Origin of the sequence: Burkholderia sp. KCJ3K979, assembly GCF_016759955.1 — a bacterium.
Taxonomy (GTDB): Bacteria; Pseudomonadota; Gammaproteobacteria; order Burkholderiales; family Burkholderiaceae; genus Burkholderia; species Burkholderia orbicola.
In genome coordinates this window covers 24,402-43,533 of the sequence record NZ_JACFYV010000016.1, presented here as the reverse complement: position 1 = coordinate 43,533, position 19,132 = coordinate 24,402, and the positions used below count along the sequence as shown (strand labels likewise).

20 protein-coding genes and 2 tRNA genes are annotated in these 19,132 nt (G+C 66.9%); 10 read left to right on the top strand and 12 right to left on the bottom strand.

Features of this window, described 5'->3' with window-relative positions; all coding sequences use genetic code 11:
- The first annotated feature begins 46 nt into the window (after positions 1 to 46).
- The gene (gene lolA / locus H3O04_RS06450; protein WP_023475207.1) at positions 47 to 736 is read left to right on the top strand and encodes an outer membrane lipoprotein chaperone LolA; all 690 of its coding nucleotides are present in this window, start codon (positions 47 to 49) and stop codon (positions 734 to 736) included.
- A gap of 206 nt (positions 737 to 942) precedes the next feature.
- Positions 943 to 2,253: a replication-associated recombination protein A gene (locus tag H3O04_RS06445; protein WP_012328088.1), complete on the top strand. Its 1,311-nt coding sequence runs from the start codon at positions 943 to 945 to the stop codon at positions 2,251 to 2,253.
- A 43-nt stretch (positions 2,254 to 2,296) separates the two neighbouring features.
- Here H3O04_RS06445 and H3O04_RS06440 read toward each other — a convergent pair whose 3' ends face one another.
- Positions 2,297 to 2,566 carry a DUF2164 domain-containing protein gene (locus H3O04_RS06440; RefSeq protein WP_006476640.1) on the bottom strand — a complete coding sequence of 90 codons (270 nt, stop codon included), beginning with the start codon at positions 2,564 to 2,566 and terminating at the stop codon, positions 2,297 to 2,299.
- Positions 2,567 to 2,815: 249 nt separating this feature from the next.
- Here H3O04_RS06440 and serS point away from each other — a divergent pair, with 249 nt between their 5' ends.
- Complete coding sequence (serS, locus tag H3O04_RS06435; RefSeq protein WP_012328090.1) at positions 2,816 to 4,117, top strand: serine--tRNA ligase; 1,302 nt, start codon at positions 2,816 to 2,818, stop codon at positions 4,115 to 4,117.
- Positions 4,118 to 4,235: 118 nt separating this feature from the next.
- Positions 4,236 to 4,326, top strand: a tRNA-Ser gene (locus H3O04_RS06430).
- Positions 4,327 to 4,575: 249 nt separating this feature from the next.
- On the opposite strand, the gene H3O04_RS06425 is transcribed toward H3O04_RS06430, so the two are convergent.
- A complete protein-coding gene (locus H3O04_RS06425) occupies positions 4,576 to 5,736 on the bottom strand; it encodes an alkane 1-monooxygenase (protein WP_078040759.1) in 1,161 nt (386 codons plus the stop codon).
- Between the two features lie 516 nt (positions 5,737 to 6,252).
- Between H3O04_RS06425 and H3O04_RS06420 the strand changes: the two genes are divergently transcribed.
- From H3O04_RS06420 to H3O04_RS06400, 5 genes are all read left to right on the top strand, one after another.
- Complete coding sequence (locus tag H3O04_RS06420; protein WP_237666198.1) at positions 6,253 to 6,915, top strand: GNAT family N-acetyltransferase; 663 nt, start codon at positions 6,253 to 6,255, stop codon at positions 6,913 to 6,915.
- A gap of 172 nt (positions 6,916 to 7,087) precedes the next feature.
- On the top strand, positions 7,088 to 7,873 hold the full coding sequence (minC, locus tag H3O04_RS06415) for a septum site-determining protein MinC (protein ID WP_011544839.1): 786 nt from the start codon (positions 7,088 to 7,090) through the stop codon (positions 7,871 to 7,873).
- A gap of 59 nt (positions 7,874 to 7,932) precedes the next feature.
- The gene (gene minD, locus H3O04_RS06410) at positions 7,933 to 8,748 is read left to right on the top strand and encodes a septum site-determining protein MinD (RefSeq protein WP_006476635.1); all 816 of its coding nucleotides are present in this window, start codon (positions 7,933 to 7,935) and stop codon (positions 8,746 to 8,748) included.
- Between the two features lie 12 nt (positions 8,749 to 8,760).
- On the top strand, positions 8,761 to 9,015 hold the full coding sequence (minE, locus tag H3O04_RS06405) for a cell division topological specificity factor MinE (RefSeq protein ID WP_006476634.1): 255 nt from the start codon (positions 8,761 to 8,763) through the stop codon (positions 9,013 to 9,015).
- Positions 9,016 to 9,176: 161 nt separating this feature from the next.
- On the top strand, positions 9,177 to 9,578 hold the full coding sequence (locus H3O04_RS06400) for a YXWGXW repeat-containing protein (RefSeq protein WP_074800867.1): 402 nt from the start codon (positions 9,177 to 9,179) through the stop codon (positions 9,576 to 9,578).
- A 116-nt stretch (positions 9,579 to 9,694) separates the two neighbouring features.
- Here H3O04_RS06400 and H3O04_RS06395 read toward each other — a convergent pair whose 3' ends face one another.
- Positions 9,695 to 11,251, bottom strand: coding sequence for a chloride channel protein (locus H3O04_RS06395; RefSeq protein WP_202587346.1), 1,557 nt, complete (start codon positions 11,249 to 11,251; stop codon positions 9,695 to 9,697).
- A 190-nt stretch (positions 11,252 to 11,441) separates the two neighbouring features.
- Here H3O04_RS06395 and waaC point away from each other — a divergent pair, with 190 nt between their 5' ends.
- Entirely contained in the window at positions 11,442 to 12,440 is a 999-nt protein-coding gene (waaC, locus tag H3O04_RS06390) for a lipopolysaccharide heptosyltransferase I (protein ID WP_027806772.1), read from the top strand.
- 19 nt (positions 12,441 to 12,459) lie between these two features.
- On the opposite strand, the gene H3O04_RS06385 is transcribed toward waaC, so the two are convergent.
- The 9 genes from H3O04_RS06385 to rph all read right to left on the bottom strand — a co-directional run bounded on the left by H3O04_RS06385 (position 12,460) and on the right by rph (position 19,106).
- Positions 12,460 to 12,639: a hypothetical protein gene (locus H3O04_RS06385; RefSeq protein ID WP_006486620.1), complete on the bottom strand. Its 180-nt coding sequence runs from the start codon at positions 12,637 to 12,639 to the stop codon at positions 12,460 to 12,462.
- A 104-nt stretch (positions 12,640 to 12,743) separates the two neighbouring features.
- Entirely contained in the window at positions 12,744 to 14,054 is a 1,311-nt protein-coding gene (locus H3O04_RS06380; RefSeq protein ID WP_011694205.1) for an MFS transporter, read from the bottom strand.
- A gap of 306 nt (positions 14,055 to 14,360) precedes the next feature.
- Positions 14,361 to 14,852, bottom strand: coding sequence for an energy transducer TonB family protein (locus H3O04_RS06375; RefSeq protein WP_011544846.1), 492 nt, complete (start codon positions 14,850 to 14,852; stop codon positions 14,361 to 14,363).
- A 313-nt stretch (positions 14,853 to 15,165) separates the two neighbouring features.
- The gene (locus H3O04_RS06370) at positions 15,166 to 15,459 is read right to left on the bottom strand and encodes a hypothetical protein (RefSeq protein ID WP_124476227.1); all 294 of its coding nucleotides are present in this window, start codon (positions 15,457 to 15,459) and stop codon (positions 15,166 to 15,168) included.
- A gap of 372 nt (positions 15,460 to 15,831) precedes the next feature.
- Positions 15,832 to 16,224 (bottom strand): hypothetical protein, encoded by a 393-nt coding sequence (locus H3O04_RS06365; protein ID WP_124476228.1) that lies wholly within the window; start codon positions 16,222 to 16,224, stop codon positions 15,832 to 15,834.
- A 141-nt stretch (positions 16,225 to 16,365) separates the two neighbouring features.
- A tRNA-Ser gene (locus H3O04_RS06360) sits at positions 16,366 to 16,453 on the bottom strand.
- A 44-nt stretch (positions 16,454 to 16,497) separates the two neighbouring features.
- Positions 16,498 to 17,712, bottom strand: a complete 1,215-nt coding sequence (gene hemW / locus H3O04_RS06355) for a radical SAM family heme chaperone HemW (RefSeq protein ID WP_023475194.1) — start codon at positions 17,710 to 17,712, stop codon at positions 16,498 to 16,500.
- 34 nt (positions 17,713 to 17,746) lie between these two features.
- Positions 17,747 to 18,373, bottom strand: coding sequence for an RdgB/HAM1 family non-canonical purine NTP pyrophosphatase (gene rdgB, locus H3O04_RS06350; protein ID WP_012328099.1), 627 nt, complete (start codon positions 18,371 to 18,373; stop codon positions 17,747 to 17,749).
- Entirely contained in the window at positions 18,366 to 19,106 is a 741-nt protein-coding gene (rph, locus tag H3O04_RS06345) for a ribonuclease PH (protein WP_023475192.1), read from the bottom strand. Before rph ends, rdgB begins: the two co-directional genes overlap by 8 nt.
- Positions 19,107 to 19,132: the final 26 nt, after the last annotated feature.

The following is a 19,132-nucleotide window of genomic DNA, read 5'->3' as shown; positions in this document are numbered from 1 at the left end:
GTCCGCGGCGCCCGCAGCGCCGGCCACCCAGGGAGAAAACCGCATCATGCAGCAACTTTCGTTCGTCCCTTCCCTTCGTTCGACGCGGCGCTGGCTCGGCGCGGCGCTCGCCGGCGCATCGCTGATGCTTGCGGCGACGCACGCGTTCGCGGGCGGCACCGAGCAACTGAAGGCCTTCGTGTCGCAGGTGCGTTCGGCGAAGGGCGATTTCACGCAGCAGATCGTCAAGGCGCCGGCCAAGGGCGCGAGCGCCGCGCAGGCCGCGCCGAAGCCCACCGACAATTCGAGCGGCACGTTCGTGTTCGCGCGGCCCGGCAAGTTCATCTGGACGTACCAGAAGCCTTACCAGCAGGTGCTGCAGGCCGACGGCGACAAGCTCTACGTGTACGACCGCGACCTGAACCAGGTCACCGAGCGCAAGCTGAACGGCGCGCTGGGCGCGAGCCCGGCCGCGATCCTGTTCGGCAGCAACGATCTCGACAAGAACTACACGCTGCGCGATGCGGGCGAGAAGGGCGGCATCGACTGGCTCGAGATGCTGCCGAAGGCGCAGGACACGCAGTTCCAGCGGATCGGCATCGGCTTCCGGAACGGCACGCTCGCCGCGATGGAGCTGCACGACGTGTTCGGCAACGTCACGCTGCTGACCTTTACGAACATCCAGACGAACCCGCCGCTGAAGGGCGATACGTTCAAGTTCGTCGTGCCGAAGGGCGCGGACGTGATCAACGGCTGATCTCCGTTGCACGTTTTCCCGACACGGGCCTGCCGGCGACGGCAGGCCCGTGTTGTTTTGGGACGCGGGTGCCGGCGCGGGCACCGGACACGGGTATTGGGCGTGAGCACTGCACCCTCGGGCCCGGCGGCGCGCTCCCGCGGCTGTCATAATGTCGGGTCCGGCGGCCGGTTCGGCCGCGACCGTTTGATGTGGAGCGAGGGTTCATGTCCGATCTGTTTCAAGTCGAGCCGCGCCGCCCGCTCGCCGAGGCGCTGCGGCCGAAAACGCTCGCCGAGGTGATCGGCCAGACGCATTTGCTGGGCGAAGGCAAGCCGCTGCGGCTCGCGTTCGAATCCGGCAAGCCGCATTCGATGATCCTGTGGGGGCCGCCCGGCGTCGGCAAGACGACGCTCGCGCGGCTCACCGCGCTCGCGTTCGACTGCGAGTTCATCGCGCTGTCCGCGGTGCTCGGCGGCGTGAAGGACATCCGCGAGTCGATGGAGCAGGCGAAGGACACGTTGAATCGTACCGGTCGCCACACGATCCTGTTCGTCGACGAGATCCACCGCTTCAACAAGGGGCAGCAGGATGCGCTGCTGCCGTTCGTCGAGTCGGGCCTCGTGACCTTCATCGGCGCGACGACCGAAAACCCGAGTTTCGAGGTCAATTCGGCATTGCTGTCGCGGGCGCAGGTGTACGTGCTGAAGTCGCTGAACGACGACGAGATGCGCCAGTTGCTGAAGCGCGCGCAGGAAATCGCGCTCGACGGCCTCGCGTTCGACGACAAGGCGATCGATACGCTGGTCGGCTACGCGGACGGCGACGCGCGCCGCTTCCTGAACCTGCTCGAACAGGCGCAGACGGCGGCGACGTCGGCCGGCGTCGCGACGATCGATGCCGATTTCGTCAGCAATGCGATGACGCTGAACGCGCGGCGCTTCGACAAGGGCGGCGACAACTTCTACGACCAGATTTCGGCGCTGCACAAGTCGGTGCGCGGCTCGAGTCCGGACGGCGCGCTGTACTGGTTCTGCCGGATGATCGACGGCGGCGCGGACCCGAAGTATCTCGCGCGGCGCATCGTGCGGATGGCGTGGGAAGACATCGGTCTGGCCGACCCGCGCGCGTTGCAGGTCGCCAACGACGCGGCCGAAACCTACGAGCGGCTCGGCTCGCCGGAAGGCGAACTCGCGCTCGGGCAGGCCGTGATCTATCTCGCGTGCGCGGCGAAGAGCAACGCCGGCTACAACGCGTTCAACCAGGCGATGGCGTTCGTGAAGCAGGACAAGTCGCGCGAGGTGCCCGTCCACCTGCGCAACGCGCCGACCAAGCTGATGAAGGAGCTCGGCTACGGCCACGCCTATCGTTACGCGCACGACGAGCCGAATGCGTACGCGGCCGGCGAGACGTACCTGCCGGACGGGATGCGCGAGCCGCGCTGGTACCAGCCGGTGCCGCGCGGGCTCGAATCGAAGATCGCCGAGAAGCTTGCCTGGCTGCGCGAGCTCGATCGCGAGGCCGGCAAGAAGGACTGACGGCGCCGCGCGGGCCGGTTCGACTTGCGTCGCCGCTCAGGCGTCAGCGCTTGCGGGCCGGTTGCTGTTTCTTCCAGTATTCGAACGGCTCTTCGTGGCATTCGATGTCGAGTTCGGCCACCCGCGCATGCAGGCGTTCCTGCGCGTCGGCGACCGCGAGGTTGTAGATCGCCGGCGCGACTTCCTGAATGAAAAAATGCAGCAGTGCGCCGGCCTGGATGTTGCCGATCGGCTCGTCCATGTTTTCCGTGAAATAGCGTTGCAGCGACGCGATCGCGCGGTCGCGTACGTCCTTGTCGAGTTCGATGGTCATCGGATTCCCAGGTGTGCCGTGACGCGGAGCTGGCGCTCCGCCTGATTCGGTTGCCGCCAGCCGGCGCGGCCGTGTCGTGATTCATCATTGCGAGGCGCGCGGCAATTCGCCGACCGCCGATGCGGCGTACCGGCAATGCGATACTGCCATGGTCGCCCATTTGCGGCATTGTCCATCCGGCCGGTGCCGTGGCGGGCGCGCGGTGCGTTAGAATTCCCGTCTTACACAACGATTTTTCCAAGTCCTCCCATGCTCGACATCCAGTTGCTGCGCAAAGACCTCGACGGCGTCGCCAAGCGCCTCGCCGATCGCGGCTACACCCTCGACGTCGCCGCGTTCTCCGCACTCGAAGCGGAACGCCGCGCGATCCAGACCCACACCGAAGAGCTCCAGGCGCGCCGCAACAGCCTGTCGAAGCAGATCGGCGCGATGAAGGGCAAGGGCGAGGACACGTCGGCCGTGATGGCCGAGGTCGGCGGGATCGGCGACGACATGAAGGCGTCGGAAGCCAAGCTCGGCGAGATCCAGGCGCGCCTGTCCGACCTGATGCTGGGCATGCCGAACGTCGCGCACGAGAGCGTGCCGGTCGGCAAGGACGAAGCCGACAACGTCGAGGCGCGCCGCTGGGGCACGCCGCGCCAGTTCGACTTCGAGGTGAAGGATCACGTCGACGTCGGTACGCCGCTCGGCCTCGATTTCGAGACGGGCGCGAAGCTCGCCGGCGCGCGCTTCACGATGCTGCGCGGCCCGATCGCACGCCTGCACCGCGCCCTCGCGCAGTTCATGATCGACACGCACACGCAGCAGCACGGCTATACCGAAACGTACACGCCGTACATCGTGAACCCGGAGATCCTGTACGGCACGGGCCAGTTGCCGAAGTTCGCGGACGACATGTTCCGCGTCGAGAAGGGCGGCGCGGAAAACACGGTCACGCAATACCTGATCTCCACGTCCGAGATTTCGCTGACGAACACCGTGCGCGAGTCGATCGTCGATGGCGCCGCGCTGCCGATCAAGCTCACCGCGCATTCCCCGTGCTTCCGCTCGGAAGCCGGTTCGTACGGCCGCGACACGCGCGGGATGATCCGTCAGCACCAGTTCGACAAGGTCGAGATGGTGCAGGTCGTCGCGCCGGAAACATCGTACGCGGCGCTCGACGAGATGGTCGGCCACGCGGAAGCGATCCTGCAGAAGCTTGGCCTGCCGTACCGCGTGATTACGCTGTGCACGGGCGACATGGGCTTCTCGGCCGCGAAGACGTTCGACCTCGAGGTGTGGCTGCCCGCGCAGAACACCTATCGCGAGATCTCGAGCTGCTCGAACACCGAGGCGTTCCAGGCGCGCCGGATGCAGGCGCGGTTCCGCAACGCGCAAGGCAAGCCGGAGCTCGTGCATACGCTGAACGGTTCGGGTCTCGCGGTCGGTCGCACGCTCGTCGCGGTGCTGGAGAACTACCAGAACGCGGACGGCTCGGTCACGGTGCCGGAAGTGCTGCGTCCGTACATGGGCGGCATGGAGCGGATCGACGCGCCGGCACAGGCGTCCTAACGCGAGCCTGCCGAAGCCCTCGCAAAAAAAATTTGCAGAAAGGGCTTGTCAGCCGCGAAGCGATCGTCTTATAATCTTTTTCTCGCGGAAACGACCAGCCGCGAAATGCAGTAAGGAAGGAGAGGTGGCAGAGTGGTCGAATGTACCTGACTCGAAATCAGGCGTACGGTTTCCCCGTACCGTGGGTTCGAATCCCACCCTCTCCGCCAAAATACGAAGCCCCTTGATCCGGAAGGATCAAGGGGTTTTTCGTTTTGGGTCGCCGCGCGCACGGATCGTGTCGCATCGTCGATGCAGCTTGGCTGCATGATGAACGCCATCGCCCCGTGACGAACCGGCCGTCGGAAGTCATGACAGTTGTTGCATGGCTGCCGCACCGCGCACGCGCGCCAAACCGGAAGCCGGTGCGCCGACCGTTTCAAGCGGCGTCCATCTTCTACCCAGCCCTCACCGAACCATCACGCCGCAGCCGGATATTGCGCCAGCACCTTGTCGCGGATCGACGGCTTGATGTTCGATTGCGCCATGTCGCCGCGATAGTGCGCGACGACGCGTGGATTCATCACGCGATACCAGAGCGGCGGCACGTACGCGAACAGGATCATCGTCGCGTAGCCGGCCGGCAATTGCGGCGCATCGTCGAAGTGGCGCAGCGCCTGGTAAGAGCGCGTCGGATTCGCGTGATGGTCGGCGTGTCGCTGTAACTGATACAGGAACAGGTTCGTGACGACGTGATTGCTGTTCCACGAATGCTGCGGCGTGCAGCGTTCGTAGCGGCCGCTCGGCAGCTTGCGACGGCCGAGCCCGTAGTGCTCGACGTAGTTCACCACCTCGAGCAGCGACGCGCCGTAGACGGCCTGGATCACGAGGAACGGGATCACGACCTTGCCGGCCAGCGCGATCGCGAGGCCCCATACGACGGCGGTCATCGCCCACGCGTGCAGCACTTCGTTGCGCCAGGTCCACGGCGAATGTCCGAGCCGCTCGAGGCGGCCTTTCTCGAGCCGCCACGCGGAGCGGATGCTGCCCGCCACCGTGCGTGGAAGGAACGCCCAGAACGACTCGCCGTAGCGCGCGCTTGCCGGGTCCTCGGCAGTCGCGACGCGCACGTGATGGCCGCGATTGTGCTCGACGTAGAAGTGCCCGTACGCGACCGGCGCCAGTGTGATCTTCGCGAGCCAGCGTTCGAAGCGGTCGGTCTTGTGCCCGAGCTCGTGCGCGGTATTGATCGAGATGCCCGTCGCGGCGCCGAGCGACAGCGCGAAGCCGACGTAGTCGTACCACGCGAGCGCATGCGTGCCGACGATCCACACGCACATGAAGAACGCGACGTATTCGACGAAAGTCGCGAGATAAACGATGTACCGGTAATAGCGTTCGCGTTCGAGGTGCGGCACGACGGCTTCGGGCGGATTGTCGCGATCGTCGCCGATCAGCGTGTCGAGGATCGGGATCACGCCGAACGCGAACAGCGGGCCGAACCACCAGAACACGTGAAGGCCCGTCGACAGCGCAAGCTGTGCGGCGAGGATCGGCAGCGTGATCGTCAGCGCGCCGAGCAGCCACAGATAACGCTTGCCATCCGACCAGCTCGAAGCCGGTGCATTGGTCATTGCCATTGTCTCCCTCCAGTCGGCCGGCCCGCGGGCGGCCGCATGCAAGTTTGTTCGAATCCTCGTGGTCCGCGACGCGCGCGGTGGCACCGGATCGTCGTCCGGTTCTGCCTGTTATACGACCGGTGCGCGCGCTTGCCAAACTCCGGCGCTAGGCTTGGCGCTCCAAACGACGGGCCGCGCGCAATGCGGGCCGCTGCGGGCCGACGCGCGCTGATTGAAACATGCGGCCGACGCGGATTGGCGCGCAGGCGGGTGCGTCGTTTGTCGGACGAATGGCTCGACGTGCGGCGACCCACGCCGATGTGAAGGGGCTGCAACAAATGTTGCATTGCAATAAAGCGGCCGGTGAAGTATGGGCGCGGCGTGTTTTTTGTTGGCTTATATTACGGAGCATTACGGTCGCAGCGACGCAATGTAATGCGGCTCAAAACCGGATGGCCGCGCTTCGCAAGGAGAACGAGGCGATCCGTGCGATGACGATCGCACGTCCACCGTCCGGCAGCCTGCGTCGGTGCACCGATGCTGCAACTGCACACCAATCGATGCGGGTCGCCGCGGATCGCATGTGCCGCCTTTCGATCCGCGCCAGCGTTTGAAAATTACGATTTGACTCATGCCCCGCTTTCGGTTGAAGCTAATAGCTTGCTGTCCGAAGGGGGCTGTGCCTGCATGAGTTCGACCTTGACCGTTCGTCGTATCGCTGCCGATCAGGGCGGCGTGTATCGCGAACTCCGCGCTGCATCGCTGCGTGAGCCCTACGCGCCCGGCGAAGCGCCGGAGGCCGAATTGCTGACCGTCGAAGCGGACGCAGCGTCGGCGATCGCCGCGCAGCGCGCCGTGTCCGACGAGTCGACGACTTTCCTGCTGTACACCGAAGGCCATCCGGCCGGCATGATCGGCGCGTATTTCGACAACACGCCCGATCGGCGCGCGTTCGTCAGCGAACTGTGGGTCGCGCATGCGGTGCGTCACCTGCGCGGCGGCGTGCTGCTGCTGGAGACGGCTACCGCATGGCTCGCCGAGCGCGGCGCCACCGACGTTTACGCGTGGATCGCCGACGCGAACCGCAACGCGGTCCGCTTCTACGAGCGCGCGGGTTTCGGCAACACCGGCGAACATGCGCCGATCGCGCGGATGCCCGGCGCGATGAAATCGCTGTTCGTGTCGCAGGTGAAGCACTGACGCGGCCTCGACATTCCCAGTTCCGCGCGGCGCGATGAAAGCCCGATCGCCCGCCGGCCCGCCCGCCTGCCGGTTGCGCGTCCGCCCGGGCCGCCGCCACCCCGAGTCCCAAAAATAATGGCCGCACGCGTGGACGCCTGTAAAATACGCAAAAAATTTTTGCAGAGTGTCCATGTCGCTTAAAAAATCGCCATTCTTCGAGCTGCGCAGCGGATCGGTCGATACGTTGCTGTTCACCGTGAAGACGACCGATCTCGATGCGTTGCGTGCCGAACTGGTCAAGCGCTTCGAAGCGACTCCCGAGTTTTTCGCCGACGATGTCGTCGCGATCGACGTCCGCCGCCTGGCTGACGGCGAACGCGTCGCGCTCGCGGACATCCGCCAGATGCTGAACGACGTGCGGATGCGTCCGGTGGGCGTCGTCGCGCTGGCAACGCAGGGCTGGGCGGGGGAAGCCGGCCTGCCGTTGCTGGAGGCGCGCGATCGCCGCGCGCCGGCCGCGAAACCTGCCGACGAAGCGGAACCGGCGGCCGTGCCAGCCGTCGAGACCGCCGCCGCTCCGGCAGCCGCAGCGGCGCCCGAACAGCCGTCGGAGCCCGCGCCGACGCTCGTGCAGGCCGGCGGCCAGACGCTGGTGATCGACCGGCCGTTGCGTTCGGGGCAGCAGATTTACGCGAAAGGAGACCTCGTGGTGCTCGCGCCGGTCAGTCACGGCGCGGAAATCATCGCGGAAGGCAATATCCACATCTACGCGCCGCTGCGCGGCCGCGCCCTCGCGGGCGTGCACGGCAATCACGACGCGCGCATTTTCTGCACGTGTCTCGAACCGGAACTGATTTCGATCGCGGGTATCTATCGAACGACCGAGAACCCGCTGCCCGCCGACGTACTGGGCAAATCGGTGCAGATCCGGCTCGAAGAGGAAAAACTGATGATCGAACCGCTGCGCCTGACGTAATTCACGCGGTGCGCTCCGGATCGATCGGCTCTCATTGACGAACACAGGGTATTGGGTAAATGGCAAAAATCATCGTGGTGACCTCGGGCAAGGGCGGCGTGGGCAAGACGACGACGAGCGCGAGCTTCGCGTCGGGTCTCGCGCTGCGCGGCCACAAGACGGCCGTGATCGACTTCGACGTCGGCCTGCGCAACCTCGATCTCATCATGGGCTGCGAGCGTCGCGTCGTGTATGACCTCGTGAACGTGATCCAGGGCGAAGCGAACCTGAACCAGGCGCTGATCAAGGACAAGAAGTGCGAGAACCTGTTCATCCTGCCGGCGTCGCAGACGCGCGACAAGGATGCACTGACGCGCGACGGCGTCGAAAAGGTGCTGAACGATCTCGTCGCGATGGACTTCGAATACATCGTCTGCGATTCGCCGGCCGGTATCGAAGCCGGCGCGCTGCACGCGATGTACTTCGCGGATGAAGCGCTGATCGTCACGAACCCGGAAGTATCGTCGGTGCGCGATTCGGACCGCATTCTCGGCATCCTGTCGTCGAAGACGAAGCGCGCGACCGAAGGCAAGGAACCGATCAAGGAACACCTGCTGATCACGCGTTACAGCCCGAAGCGCGTGAGCGAAGGCGAGATGCTGTCGCTCGAGGACATCAGCGAGATCCTGCGCATCAAGCTGATCGGCGTGGTGCCCGAATCGGAAGCCGTGCTGCACGCGTCGAACCAGGGTTTGCCGGCCGTGCATATCGACGGCACGGACGTCGCGGAAGCGTACAAGGACGTCGTCGCCCGCTTCCTCGGCGAGGACAAGCCGCTGCGCTTCACTGATTACCAGAAGCCGGGCCTGCTGCAGCGCCTCTTCGGCAGCAAGTAACGGAGGCCGCCCATGTCCATCCTTTCGTTTCTCCTCGGCGAGAAGAAGAAGTCCGCATCGGTCGCGAAGGAGCGCCTGCAGCTCATCATCGCGCACGAGCGGGTCGGCGGCCGGCCGCCGGCCGATTACCTGCCGGCGCTGCAGAAAGAGCTCGTCGCGGTCATCTCGAAGTACGTTCATATTTCGGACGATGACATCCGCGTGAGCCTCGAGCGCCAGGACGATCTCGAAGTCCTCGAAGTGAAGATCGAGATTCCGCAAGCCTGACGCTTGGCGCGTGTCCCTCCGCACGGCGGTGCCCGCCGCCGTGCGCGTCTTACGCCCTGTTGCACTTTCGGGCACGCCGTAACACGGCGCCTGTCGGCCGCAAGCGACCCTCCCGCATTGAACGAATACGCTCGCGTTACTTGTTCAACCAGGAGGTTGTGATGGCTGTCTCTACCGTTTCACGTCGCATCGTTTCGCTCGCGCTGTTGGCCGCGGGCCTGTCGGCCGTCGTCGCACCGTTTGCCGCGCATGCGGACGAGATTCTCGTCGGCACGCCCGTGATCGCGCCGCAGGGGCGCATGGTCATCGCGGAGCCGGTCGCCGTGCGCACCGAGGAAATCGTCGTCGTCGCGCCGAATGCGCCGCCGCCGGTACGCTATGAAGTCGTGCCGGCCACGCGCGTGGGCTACGTGTGGGAGCGCGGACACTGGCACTGGGACCATGGCCGCTACGTATGGATCGGCGGCCACTGGGAAACCGAGCGCGTCGGCATGCAATGGGTGCCGGGGCATTGGGACCAGCGCGGTCCGAACTGGTTCTGGACGCGCGGCCACTGGGCTTGAGGCAGACGCGCGATGAAAAGAACCGCAATCGCCATCGCGCTCGTCGCGATCACGCTGGCCGGATGCATCGTCGTGCCCGCGCGGCCGGTCTACTACCGGCCGGCGCCCGTCGTGATCTACTGAGCGTCGCGCGGGCCGTGCTGTTGCGCCGGGCCGTTTGCGTCGGTCGCGGCCGGCCCGGCATCGTGCGGCGTCGCCGTGTCCGCGGCGCTGTCGGCTGCCGCCGCAGCGGCCGGCTCGTTACCGCTTTCGTCGCGCAGCGTGTCGAGCGGATCGGCGGGGGCCGCGGTTGCATCCTGGGGTTCGGTCACGCCGGTCATGTTGTCCGCCGCGGCCGCTGCGGTTGCCGCGGCCGGCGCGGCGGCCGCGACGGGCGGCGCGAGATAGCGCTGCGCGAGCGTTTCGTAGAGCGGCGGCGCGAAAAAGCGCGATACCCGGCTCGATACCAGCGCGGTCGCCATCAGCGAAATCACGAGCGCATGACCGTTGATCATTTCCATCACGATCACGAACGACGTGATCGGCGCCTGCGTGACGGCGGCCAGATAGCCGACCATCGCGAGCGCGATCAGCATCGGCAGGCTCATGTTGCTGAACACGGCATGCAGCACGTTGCCGAAGCCGGCGCCGATCGACAGCGACGGCGCGAAGATCCCGCCCGGGATGCCCGGCAGGTACGACGCGACCATCGACACCATCTTCAGGAGCGGATAGAACACCGACAACTGCTGACTGCCGTCGAGCAGGCCGCGCGCCTCCGCATAGCCGCTGCCGAACGTCGTGCCGCCGGACACGAGCCCGACGACGGCGATCGTGAAGCCGCACAGTGCGGCGAACGCGACCGGCCGCTCGCGATACAGGCCCAGCAGTTGCGTGGGCAGCCAGCGCCCCGTATTCAGCAACAACCAGCAGAACAGGCCGCCCGCGATGCCCGTCACGATCGCGGTGACCAGCACCGCGACCGCCAGTAGCTTCGGGAAATGGAGCCCGGCGTTGATCGTGCCGAAATACGTGTAGTTGCCGTTCAGCCCGAGCGCGACGACGCCGGCGAGGATGATCGCGGTGATCAGCACGCCGCTGGCACGCGCGGAGAAGCTGCGGGTCAGTTCCTCGATCGCGAACACGATGCCCGCGAGCGGCGTGTTGAATGCGGCCGACAGCCCGGCCGCGGCGCCGGCCAGCACGAGCTGGCGTTCGATCTGCGCGTTCGAGCGCGGGTAGAAGCGTCGCAGGTTGAACATCAGCGCCGCACCGACCTGCACGGTCGGCCCTTCGCGGCCGATCGTGAAGCCGCCGAGGATGCCGAGGAACGAGATCAGCACCTTGCCGAACAGAATGCGCAGCGTCAGCAGCCGGGCGCCGAATGCGCTCGGGCTGGCATGCAGCGTCGCGATCACCTGCGGGATGCCGCTGCCCTCGGCGCCGCGGAAAAAGCGACGTGTCATCCATGCCGACAACGCGGCGATCGCCGGGGTCAGCAGCAGCGGCAGCCAGACGGCGTGATCGCGCATCGCGCGGAAAGTCTCGTAACCCCAGTCGATCAACCGGGCGTACAGGACGGCTGCGAGGCCGACGACGATCGCACCGAGCCAGAAAACTCCGTATTGGCGCCAGATTCGCAGCGAGCGGCGGGTGAGGGCGGGAAACAGCGCGGGAAGGGCAGGGCGCGGCATTGGCTCGGGCCGGAGGGCAAAGAGTGGATTATAAAAAGAACGGGATGCCAGCGGGGGCGTCAAAGGTTCTTAGTGAGCGACAAAAATCCACAAAGAGATGCAATTTGTTGCAAATGTAATGTTGGCGTAATTTCTGCGCACAGCAACCTCGTTAGCATGCCAAGGTGGCCAGTCAAGAATCCCGCAAATCGTGAAACGCATCCTTATCGTGAAAGTGACGTCGCTCGGCGACGTCGTCCAGACGCTGCCCGTCGTCGCCGACCTGCATCGCGCGTTCCCCGGCGTGACGGTCGACTGGGCCGTGGACGAATCGTGCGCGGAGGTCGTACGCTGGCATCCGGGTGTGAGCGCCGTCCTGGGCGCGCCGCTGCGCCGCTTCAAGAAACTGCGCAATGCCGGCGACCTGAAGGCGATCTCGGCCTCGATCGGCGCATTGCGCGCGCACCGGTACGACGCGGTCATCGATCTGCACGGTGTCTACAAGAGCGCGATCATTGCGTCGCTCGCGCGTGCCGCGCGCCGTTTCGGCTACCAGACGCAGGATCTCGGCGAAACGGGCGCGCGTTTCGCGTATTCGCACCGCTTCGGTCCGCGGCCGGACTGCGATGCATGGCACGGGATGCGCGTGAGTGCCGGCGAAGCGCTCGGCTACGTGCCCGAAGGGGCTGCCACGTATGGCATCGTCGCCCCGCAGGATGCAAGCCTGCCGGCTGCCGTGACGGATGCCGGGCCGTTCATGCTGCTGTTCCATGCGACGTCCAATCCCGACAAGAAATGGCCGGCCGAGCACTGGGCCGCGCTTGCCACGGAGATGATGGCGCGCGGCGTGCGCGTGCTGCTGCCGTGGGGATCGGCGGCCGAGCATGACGACGCGCGGGATATCGCCGCGCGTGCGCCGGGGGCGATCGTGTTACCGGCGATGACGGTGCGTGAGCTCGGTGCGGCGCTTGGCCGAGCCGCACTCGTGGTGGGCGTCGATACCGGATTCGTGCACATGGCGCACGCACTGCAGCGGCCGACCGTGATGATTTTCGTCGCGACGTCGCGCCACCATTGCGGCATCGGCGGCGCGCCGCATGCGCTGTCGATCGGCGAGCCGGGCGCGATGCCGACCGTCGACGAGGCGCTGGGCGCGATCGATGCGGTCTGCCCCGCCTATGGCACGTTGCGCGCGCGGCTGTCCGCCTGACGCGGCGCGGCGGCCGTGATCACGCCAGCAACGCCTCGACCGTGACGACGGCGGCGATGGCCGCCAGATTCGCCAGCAGCGCCTCGAACACGAGACCGCGCCAGGTTTTCGGCCGGAACCGCAGCGCGAGCAGTAGCGCGCCGCCCAGTGCGAGCGCGAGGATCAGGACGAGGTCGGCATTGGCGAGGCGGATATTCATCGCGGCGGCTCCTTGTCGGGGCGGGTCCCCGGGCGCGCGACGGTGCGCCCAGGATCGAGTATAGGCATCGCCCGCCGCCCTGCAACCCGGGCCGCCCCGGAGGGTCAGACGAGCGACGCGTCGCGCGTTTCGCGCATCAGCAGGACGCCGATCAGGCTGATCGCCGCCGCCACAGACACATAGCCGCCGACCCACGACAGCCCGCCGCGCGCGGCCAGCAATTGCGCGATATACGGTGCGATCGACGCACCGAGAATCCCACCGAGGTTGTACGCGACGCCCGCGCCCGTATAGCGGACGTTGGTCGGGAACAATTCCGGCAGCAGCGCGCCCATCGGGGCGAACGTCACCCCCATCAGGAACAGCTCGATCGTCAGGAACAGCGCGACGAGCGGCATCGAGCCGCTGCCGAGCAGCGGTTCCATCGCGAACCCCGACAACAGCGCGGCGATCGCGCCGACGACCAGCACCGGCTTGCGCCCGAAGCGGTCCGACGCCCATGCGGACAGCGGCGTCGCGAGCCCCATGAAGACGACCGCGAAACACAGCAGGCCGAGGAAGCTCTGGCGCGGAATATGCAGCGCCGACACGCCGTACGACAGCGAGAACACCGTCGAGATGTAGAACAGCGTGTAGCAGACGACCATCGCGAGCGCGCCGAGCAGCGTCGGCCGCCAGTGCTGCGTGACGAGCGTCGCGACCGGCACGCGCACGCGCTCGTTGCGGTCGAGGGCCGCCTGGAACGCGGGCGTTTCGGTGATCTTGAGCCGCACGTACAGGCCGAGCGCGACGAGTACCGCGCTGACGAGAAACGGGATGCGCCAGCCCCAGCTGCGGAACTGCTCGTCGGACAGCGACAGCGCGAGCGCGAAGAACAGGCCGTTCGACATCAGGAAGCCGACCGACGGCCCCAGTTGCGGGAACATTCCGAACCAGCCGCGCTTGCCCTGCGGCGCATGCTCGGTCGCGAGCAGCGCCGCGCCGCCCCATTCGCCGCCGAGGCCGATCCCCTGGCCGAAGCGCAGCACGCACAGCAGCACCGGCGCGAGCGCGCCGATCGTGTCGTAGCCGGGCACGAAGCCGATCGCGGTGGTGGACACGCCCATCACGAGCAGCGAGGCGACGAGCGTCGACTTGCGGCCGATGCGGTCGCCGAAGTGCCCGAACAGGAACGAGCCGATCGGGCGCGCGATGAAGGCGATGCCGAACGTGACGAACGCCGACAGCGCTTGCGCGGTCGCAGAGCCGTGCGGGAAGAATACGGGGCCGATGACGAGCGCGGCGGCCGTCGCGTACACGTAGAAATCGTAGAACTCGATCGCGGTGCCGATGAAGCTCGCGAACACGATGCGCCGGTGGCTGACGGCGCTGGCCGAACCGGTTGCGTGTGCAACGGCCGGGGGGGATGCGGACATGGATGTCTCCGTTTTGTCGTTGGGGTGCTCGGCCGAGCGTACGCTCGGGCAGGCGACGGCCTGCCGGGAGCGGCCGGGCAAATGAGTGATGCGGATGACGCGGTGGCGGCGTGGACGCGCGCCGTGGCGCGGACGTCACCCGCCGGTCGACGATGGAGACGGGTAGGTCGTCGCCGCCCGGTGCTGGCGTGGTCGGCTCGCTTGCCGGGTGGGGCGTGCGAACGCACGCGCGGCGTGATGGCCGCGCGAGTGCGGAAAATTATAGCCAGCGCCGCCGCTCACCGGCAATCGGGCCGCGGCGGCGCATCAATCGATCGATTGCGCCTGCGCGGAGGCGGTGCTTTGCAGCTGGAAGTGGCCGTCGTCGTTGAAGAGCCAGCCTTCCATCAGTTCGAGCCGGCCGTTGCCGTCGAGCAGCCGCGACGGCGGCGCCGGCAGCGGAGCCGAGCGGCGCAGCGACGCGAGCGCGAGCGCTTCCGCTTCGCTGTCGCCGTTGCTGCGATAGACGGATGCGTTGACGACGCGGCCACTGCCATCGACGGTGAAGGCGACGACGACGAGCGAACGGAGCATGGCCTGCGGTGTGCCGTGCAGCATGCCGGACGGATTGCGTTCGGCGACACGATGCGCGACCTCGACGCGATACTGGTCGAGGTTGCCGCTGCGTATGACCGACGGAATCGTCAGCACCGAGCGTAGCGACGAAGGCGGCGTGATCGTGCACGCGGCAAGCAGGGCGACGGCGGCCAGCGCGGCAACACGCAGCCGGGCGATGCACGGACGGAGAAGGGGGCGCATGAGGTAATGGCCGGGAGGGACGATAAAAAAATGATAGGCGCCCCGGCGCGAGACGATATGGGGAGAAACGCATAGCGCGCTGGATCGGCCGCCGGGATCGCTGATGATGACGGCCGGGCGCCGCGTCGAGCAACCGTGCAACGTGCGTCGTGATGTGACGCGACATGTGACAGCGGCCGCGGCGGACGCGCGTGTTGCAAGGTTGAAAGCCACGGCACGCTGCGATCGATCGTCCGGCTGGCGCAGCGGTCCGCCGATGCGGCAATCTCGACCGCACCTCCCGGGCAATCGCCGGCGACGTGCGTCGGCCGGTTCAGAAGCCGTGCGTGACGAGCGACAGTACCGACAGGTCGGGGTGCGTGCCGTCGATGATGCTCTTGCCGATGTGGATGGCTTCGTGGGTCGCCTCGTCGAGGCTCGCGAAGCTTTCCTCGCCGTCCGCGTGAAACGGCACCGCATGGCCTGGCAGCGCCGGATTCACGCCCGGATGGCATACGTAGCCGGCGTAGGTATAGCGCGTGTCGCTGCCTGGCAGCGTGGCCGGCACGACATGGATCTCGAAGCCTTCGTAATCGACGTGGTCCGTCGCGGTCGACAGGTCGGTCATGGCGATCTCCGTGTGCCGCGCGCAGGGGTGGCGCGTGCGGCATCGAATACATCGAACACGCGGCGGCGTTCGTGTCGCCGTGTTGAACGAATTCTAGGCGATGGCGGGGCGGGCCGGGAGGCGTCCGGCTGTGTGCGGCGGCAGGCGTCCGGGCGCGCGTACTGCGTCGATCCGGCGCCGGTTCCATCAGCGAGCGACGGAAATGCGGATCATCGTATTTTTCGCGTCGGGCGCCGGTGCGCTGCTTGACGTGCTGGTCCGGTTTGCATGACTGAGCGCCGCCGCCCGTGCCCGCCGGGCGGGTGCCGCGCGAGGCGCGGCGTGAACGCACGTTCCGTCTCGACCGACGGCGCGCGTCGCACCGCGACTTCGCTACTTGCAGCGCGCGTCCTTGCGCTGCACGACGACGATCACCGGATACTTCTGGCCATGGTCGAGTTCCACGCGCGCGACGACGGTCAGCGTCGCCGGATCGGAATCGTCATACACGCTGACCTGTTCGTTGCGCAGGTAGGTCACGCCGGTGCAGTTCGACGTGCGTCCGTCGTCGCCCACCTTGCACTGAAGCTCGTTGTCCTTCAGGTAGTTGTATGGCGACGGGCTCGCGAGATATTCGCTGAGGCCGCGCGGCGAACCGCCGACGCCGGTCACGTACGCGATCGCGCACGACGCCTGCGCGTCGCTGCCGGAGGCGGTGTCGGCCGCTGCATGCGTGCTGACGGCGGCCAGCAGGGCGACGAGCGACGAGACGAGGAAGGGCTTCATGACGTGGATTTCCCGTTTCGCGAATCGGAGCGCGGGATTGTAACGGCATCCGGCGCGACGCGTCGGAACGTGCGGGGCGCGCGCGAGCGGACAAACAAAAACCCCGTCATTCTGCGAATGGACGGGGTTCGGCGAACTTCCTGGCGGAAGCGGTGAGATTCGAACTCACGGACAGTTTCCCGTCGCTGGTTTTCAAGACCAGTGCCTTAAACCGCTCGGCCACGCTTCCACACGAGGCGGCATTGTAACCGAAATGCCGCGTCGTTCATGCGTTCAGTCGTCGCGCAGGAACAATTCCTGCAGGTCGTTGAGGAAACGCTGGCCGAGCGGCGTCGGTGCGATCTGCGTGAAATCGCGCGTGATCAGCCCGCGCCGTTCCGCTTCCTTCAGCGCCGGCTCGATCGTGCTCATCGGCAGGCCCGTGCGTTCCGCGAAGCTGTGCACGGGGAAGCCCTCGACGAGCCGCAGCGTGTTCAGCATGAATTCGAACGGCAGGTCGCGCGCGCCGACTTCACGCTCTTCCTGCACGGCCGTGCCGGCCTTCGCCTGCTCGATGAAGGTCGCCGGATGCTTGTAGCGCGCCTGCCGCAGGATCCGGTTCGGGAACGACAGCTTCGTATGGGCGCCCGCGCCGATCCCGAGATAGTCGCCGAAGCGCCAGTAATTCAGGTTGTGCTTGCACTGATGATTCGGCTTCGCGTATGCGGACACTTCATAGCGCCCGTAGCCGGCTTCGGCCGTGCGCGCATGGATCCATTCCTGCATGTCGGCCGACGCGTCGTCGTCGGGAACGACGGGCGGGAACTTCGCGAACAGCGTATTCGGCTCGAGCGTCAGGTGATACAGCGACAGGTGCGGCGGCGCGAACGCCAGCGCGGTCTCGATGTCGGTGCGGCATTCGTCCAGCGTCTGGTTCGGCAATGCGAACATCAGGTCGAGGTTGAAGTTGTCGAAGTTCTTCGCGGCGATCTCGACGGCCGCGCGTGCCTGCGCGGTGTCGTGAATCCGGCCGAGCGCCTTGAGGTGCGCTTCGTTGAAGCTCTGGATGCCGACCGACAGGCGGTTCACGCCGCTGGCGCGGAACTGCGCGAACTTCGCGGCTTCGAACGTGCCCGGATTCGCCTCGAGCGTGATCTCGGCATCGGCGTCGAGCGGCAAGAGCGCGCGCACGTCGGACAGCATCCGGTCGAGGCCGGCCGCCGACAGCAGGCTCGGCGTGCCGCCGCCGATGAACACGGTATGCACCTGCCGGCCCCACACGAGCGGCAGCGCCTGCTCGAGGTCGGCGCGCAACGCGTCGAGATAGTCGGCTTCCGGGAACCGTTCGCCTTTCCATTCGTGCGAGTTGAAATCGCAGTACGGGCACTTGCGCACGCACCACGGGAAATGCACGTACAGCGCGAGCGGCGGCAGCGACGTGAGACGCACCTGGCCGGGCGACGTGAAGGTCGCGACGACGCGCGCGCCGGTGTCCGCGGCCTGGCTCATGCGACCTCCCGCAGCGAATGGGTATCGAGCAAACTCATGCTTCCTCCGCGAGCCGCGCGAGCAACGCCTTCAGCGCCAGCGCGCGATGGCTGTGCGTGTTCTTCACGGCCGGCTCGAGTTCGGCGGCCGTCGCGCCGAGCGACGGCAGGTAGAAATACGGGTCGTAGCCGAAACCGTGTTCGCCGCGCGGCGTATCGACGATCTCGCCGGCCCAGCGCCCTTCGGCGAACAGCGGTTCCGGATCGTCCGCATGGCGGACGAGCGCGAGCACGCAGCAGTAGTACGCGCGCCGGTCGTCGACGCCGCGCAGTTGCTCGACGAGATACGCGTTGTTCGCCGCGTCGCCCTTGTCGCGGCCCGCGCGCTGCGCGTAGCGTGCCGAATAGACGCCCGGCGCGCCGCGCAGCACGCGCACGCACAGGCCCGAATCGTCGGCGATCGCCGGCAGCCCGGTGAGCCGCGAAGCGTGGCGTGCCTTGGTCAGCGCGTTCTCGATGAACGTGCCGAACGGCTCTTCCGCCTCCGGCACCGCGAGTTCGCCCTGCGGGACGATCTCGATGCCGACCGTCGAGAACAGCGCGGTGAATTCGCGCAGCTTGCCCGGGTTGTTCGACGCGAGAACGATGCGCGACAGCGGCGCGACGGTACGGTCGTCAGGCATGGCTCGCACCCAGGACCTCTTTCTGCAACTGCACCAGCTCGGCGATCCCGCCCTGCGCGAGGTCGAGCAGCGCGTTCATCTCGGCGCGCGAGAACGGCACGCCTTCGGCGGTGCCCTGGACTTCGACGAAGCCGCCCGCGCCCGTCATCACGACGTTCATGTCGGTGTCGCAGCGCGAATCTTCCGCGTAGTCGAGGTCGAGCACGGGCGCGCCTTCGTACACGCCGACCGAGATCGCGGCGACGTGGTCGGTGATCGGCGAGCGCGCGAGCTTGCCGGCCGCGATCAGCGTCGACACGGCGTCGTGCGCGGCGACGAACGCGCCGGTGATGCTGGCCGTGCGCGTGCCGCCGTCGGCCTGGATCACGTCGCAGTCGATATGGATCGTGCGCGGGCCGAGCGCCTCGAGATCGAACACCGCGCGCAGCGCGCGGCCGATCAGGCGCTGAATTTCCTGCGTGCGGCCCGTCTGCTTGCCGCGTGCGGCCTCACGGTCGCTGCGCGTGTGGGTCGCGCGCGGCAGCATCCCGTATTCGGCAGTCAGCCAGCCTTGCCCGCGCTCGCGCAGGAACTCGGGCACGCGCTCGGCGACGCTCGCGGTGCAGAGCACCTTGGTATCGCCGAATTCGACCAGCACGGAGCCTTCGGCGTGTTTCGTGTAGTGGCGCGTGAGGGCGACCTTGCGCAGTTCGTCGGCGCGGCGGCCGCTCGGGCGGGAAACGGAAGACGTCATGGGGAAGTCGCGGAAGGAGAGGAAAC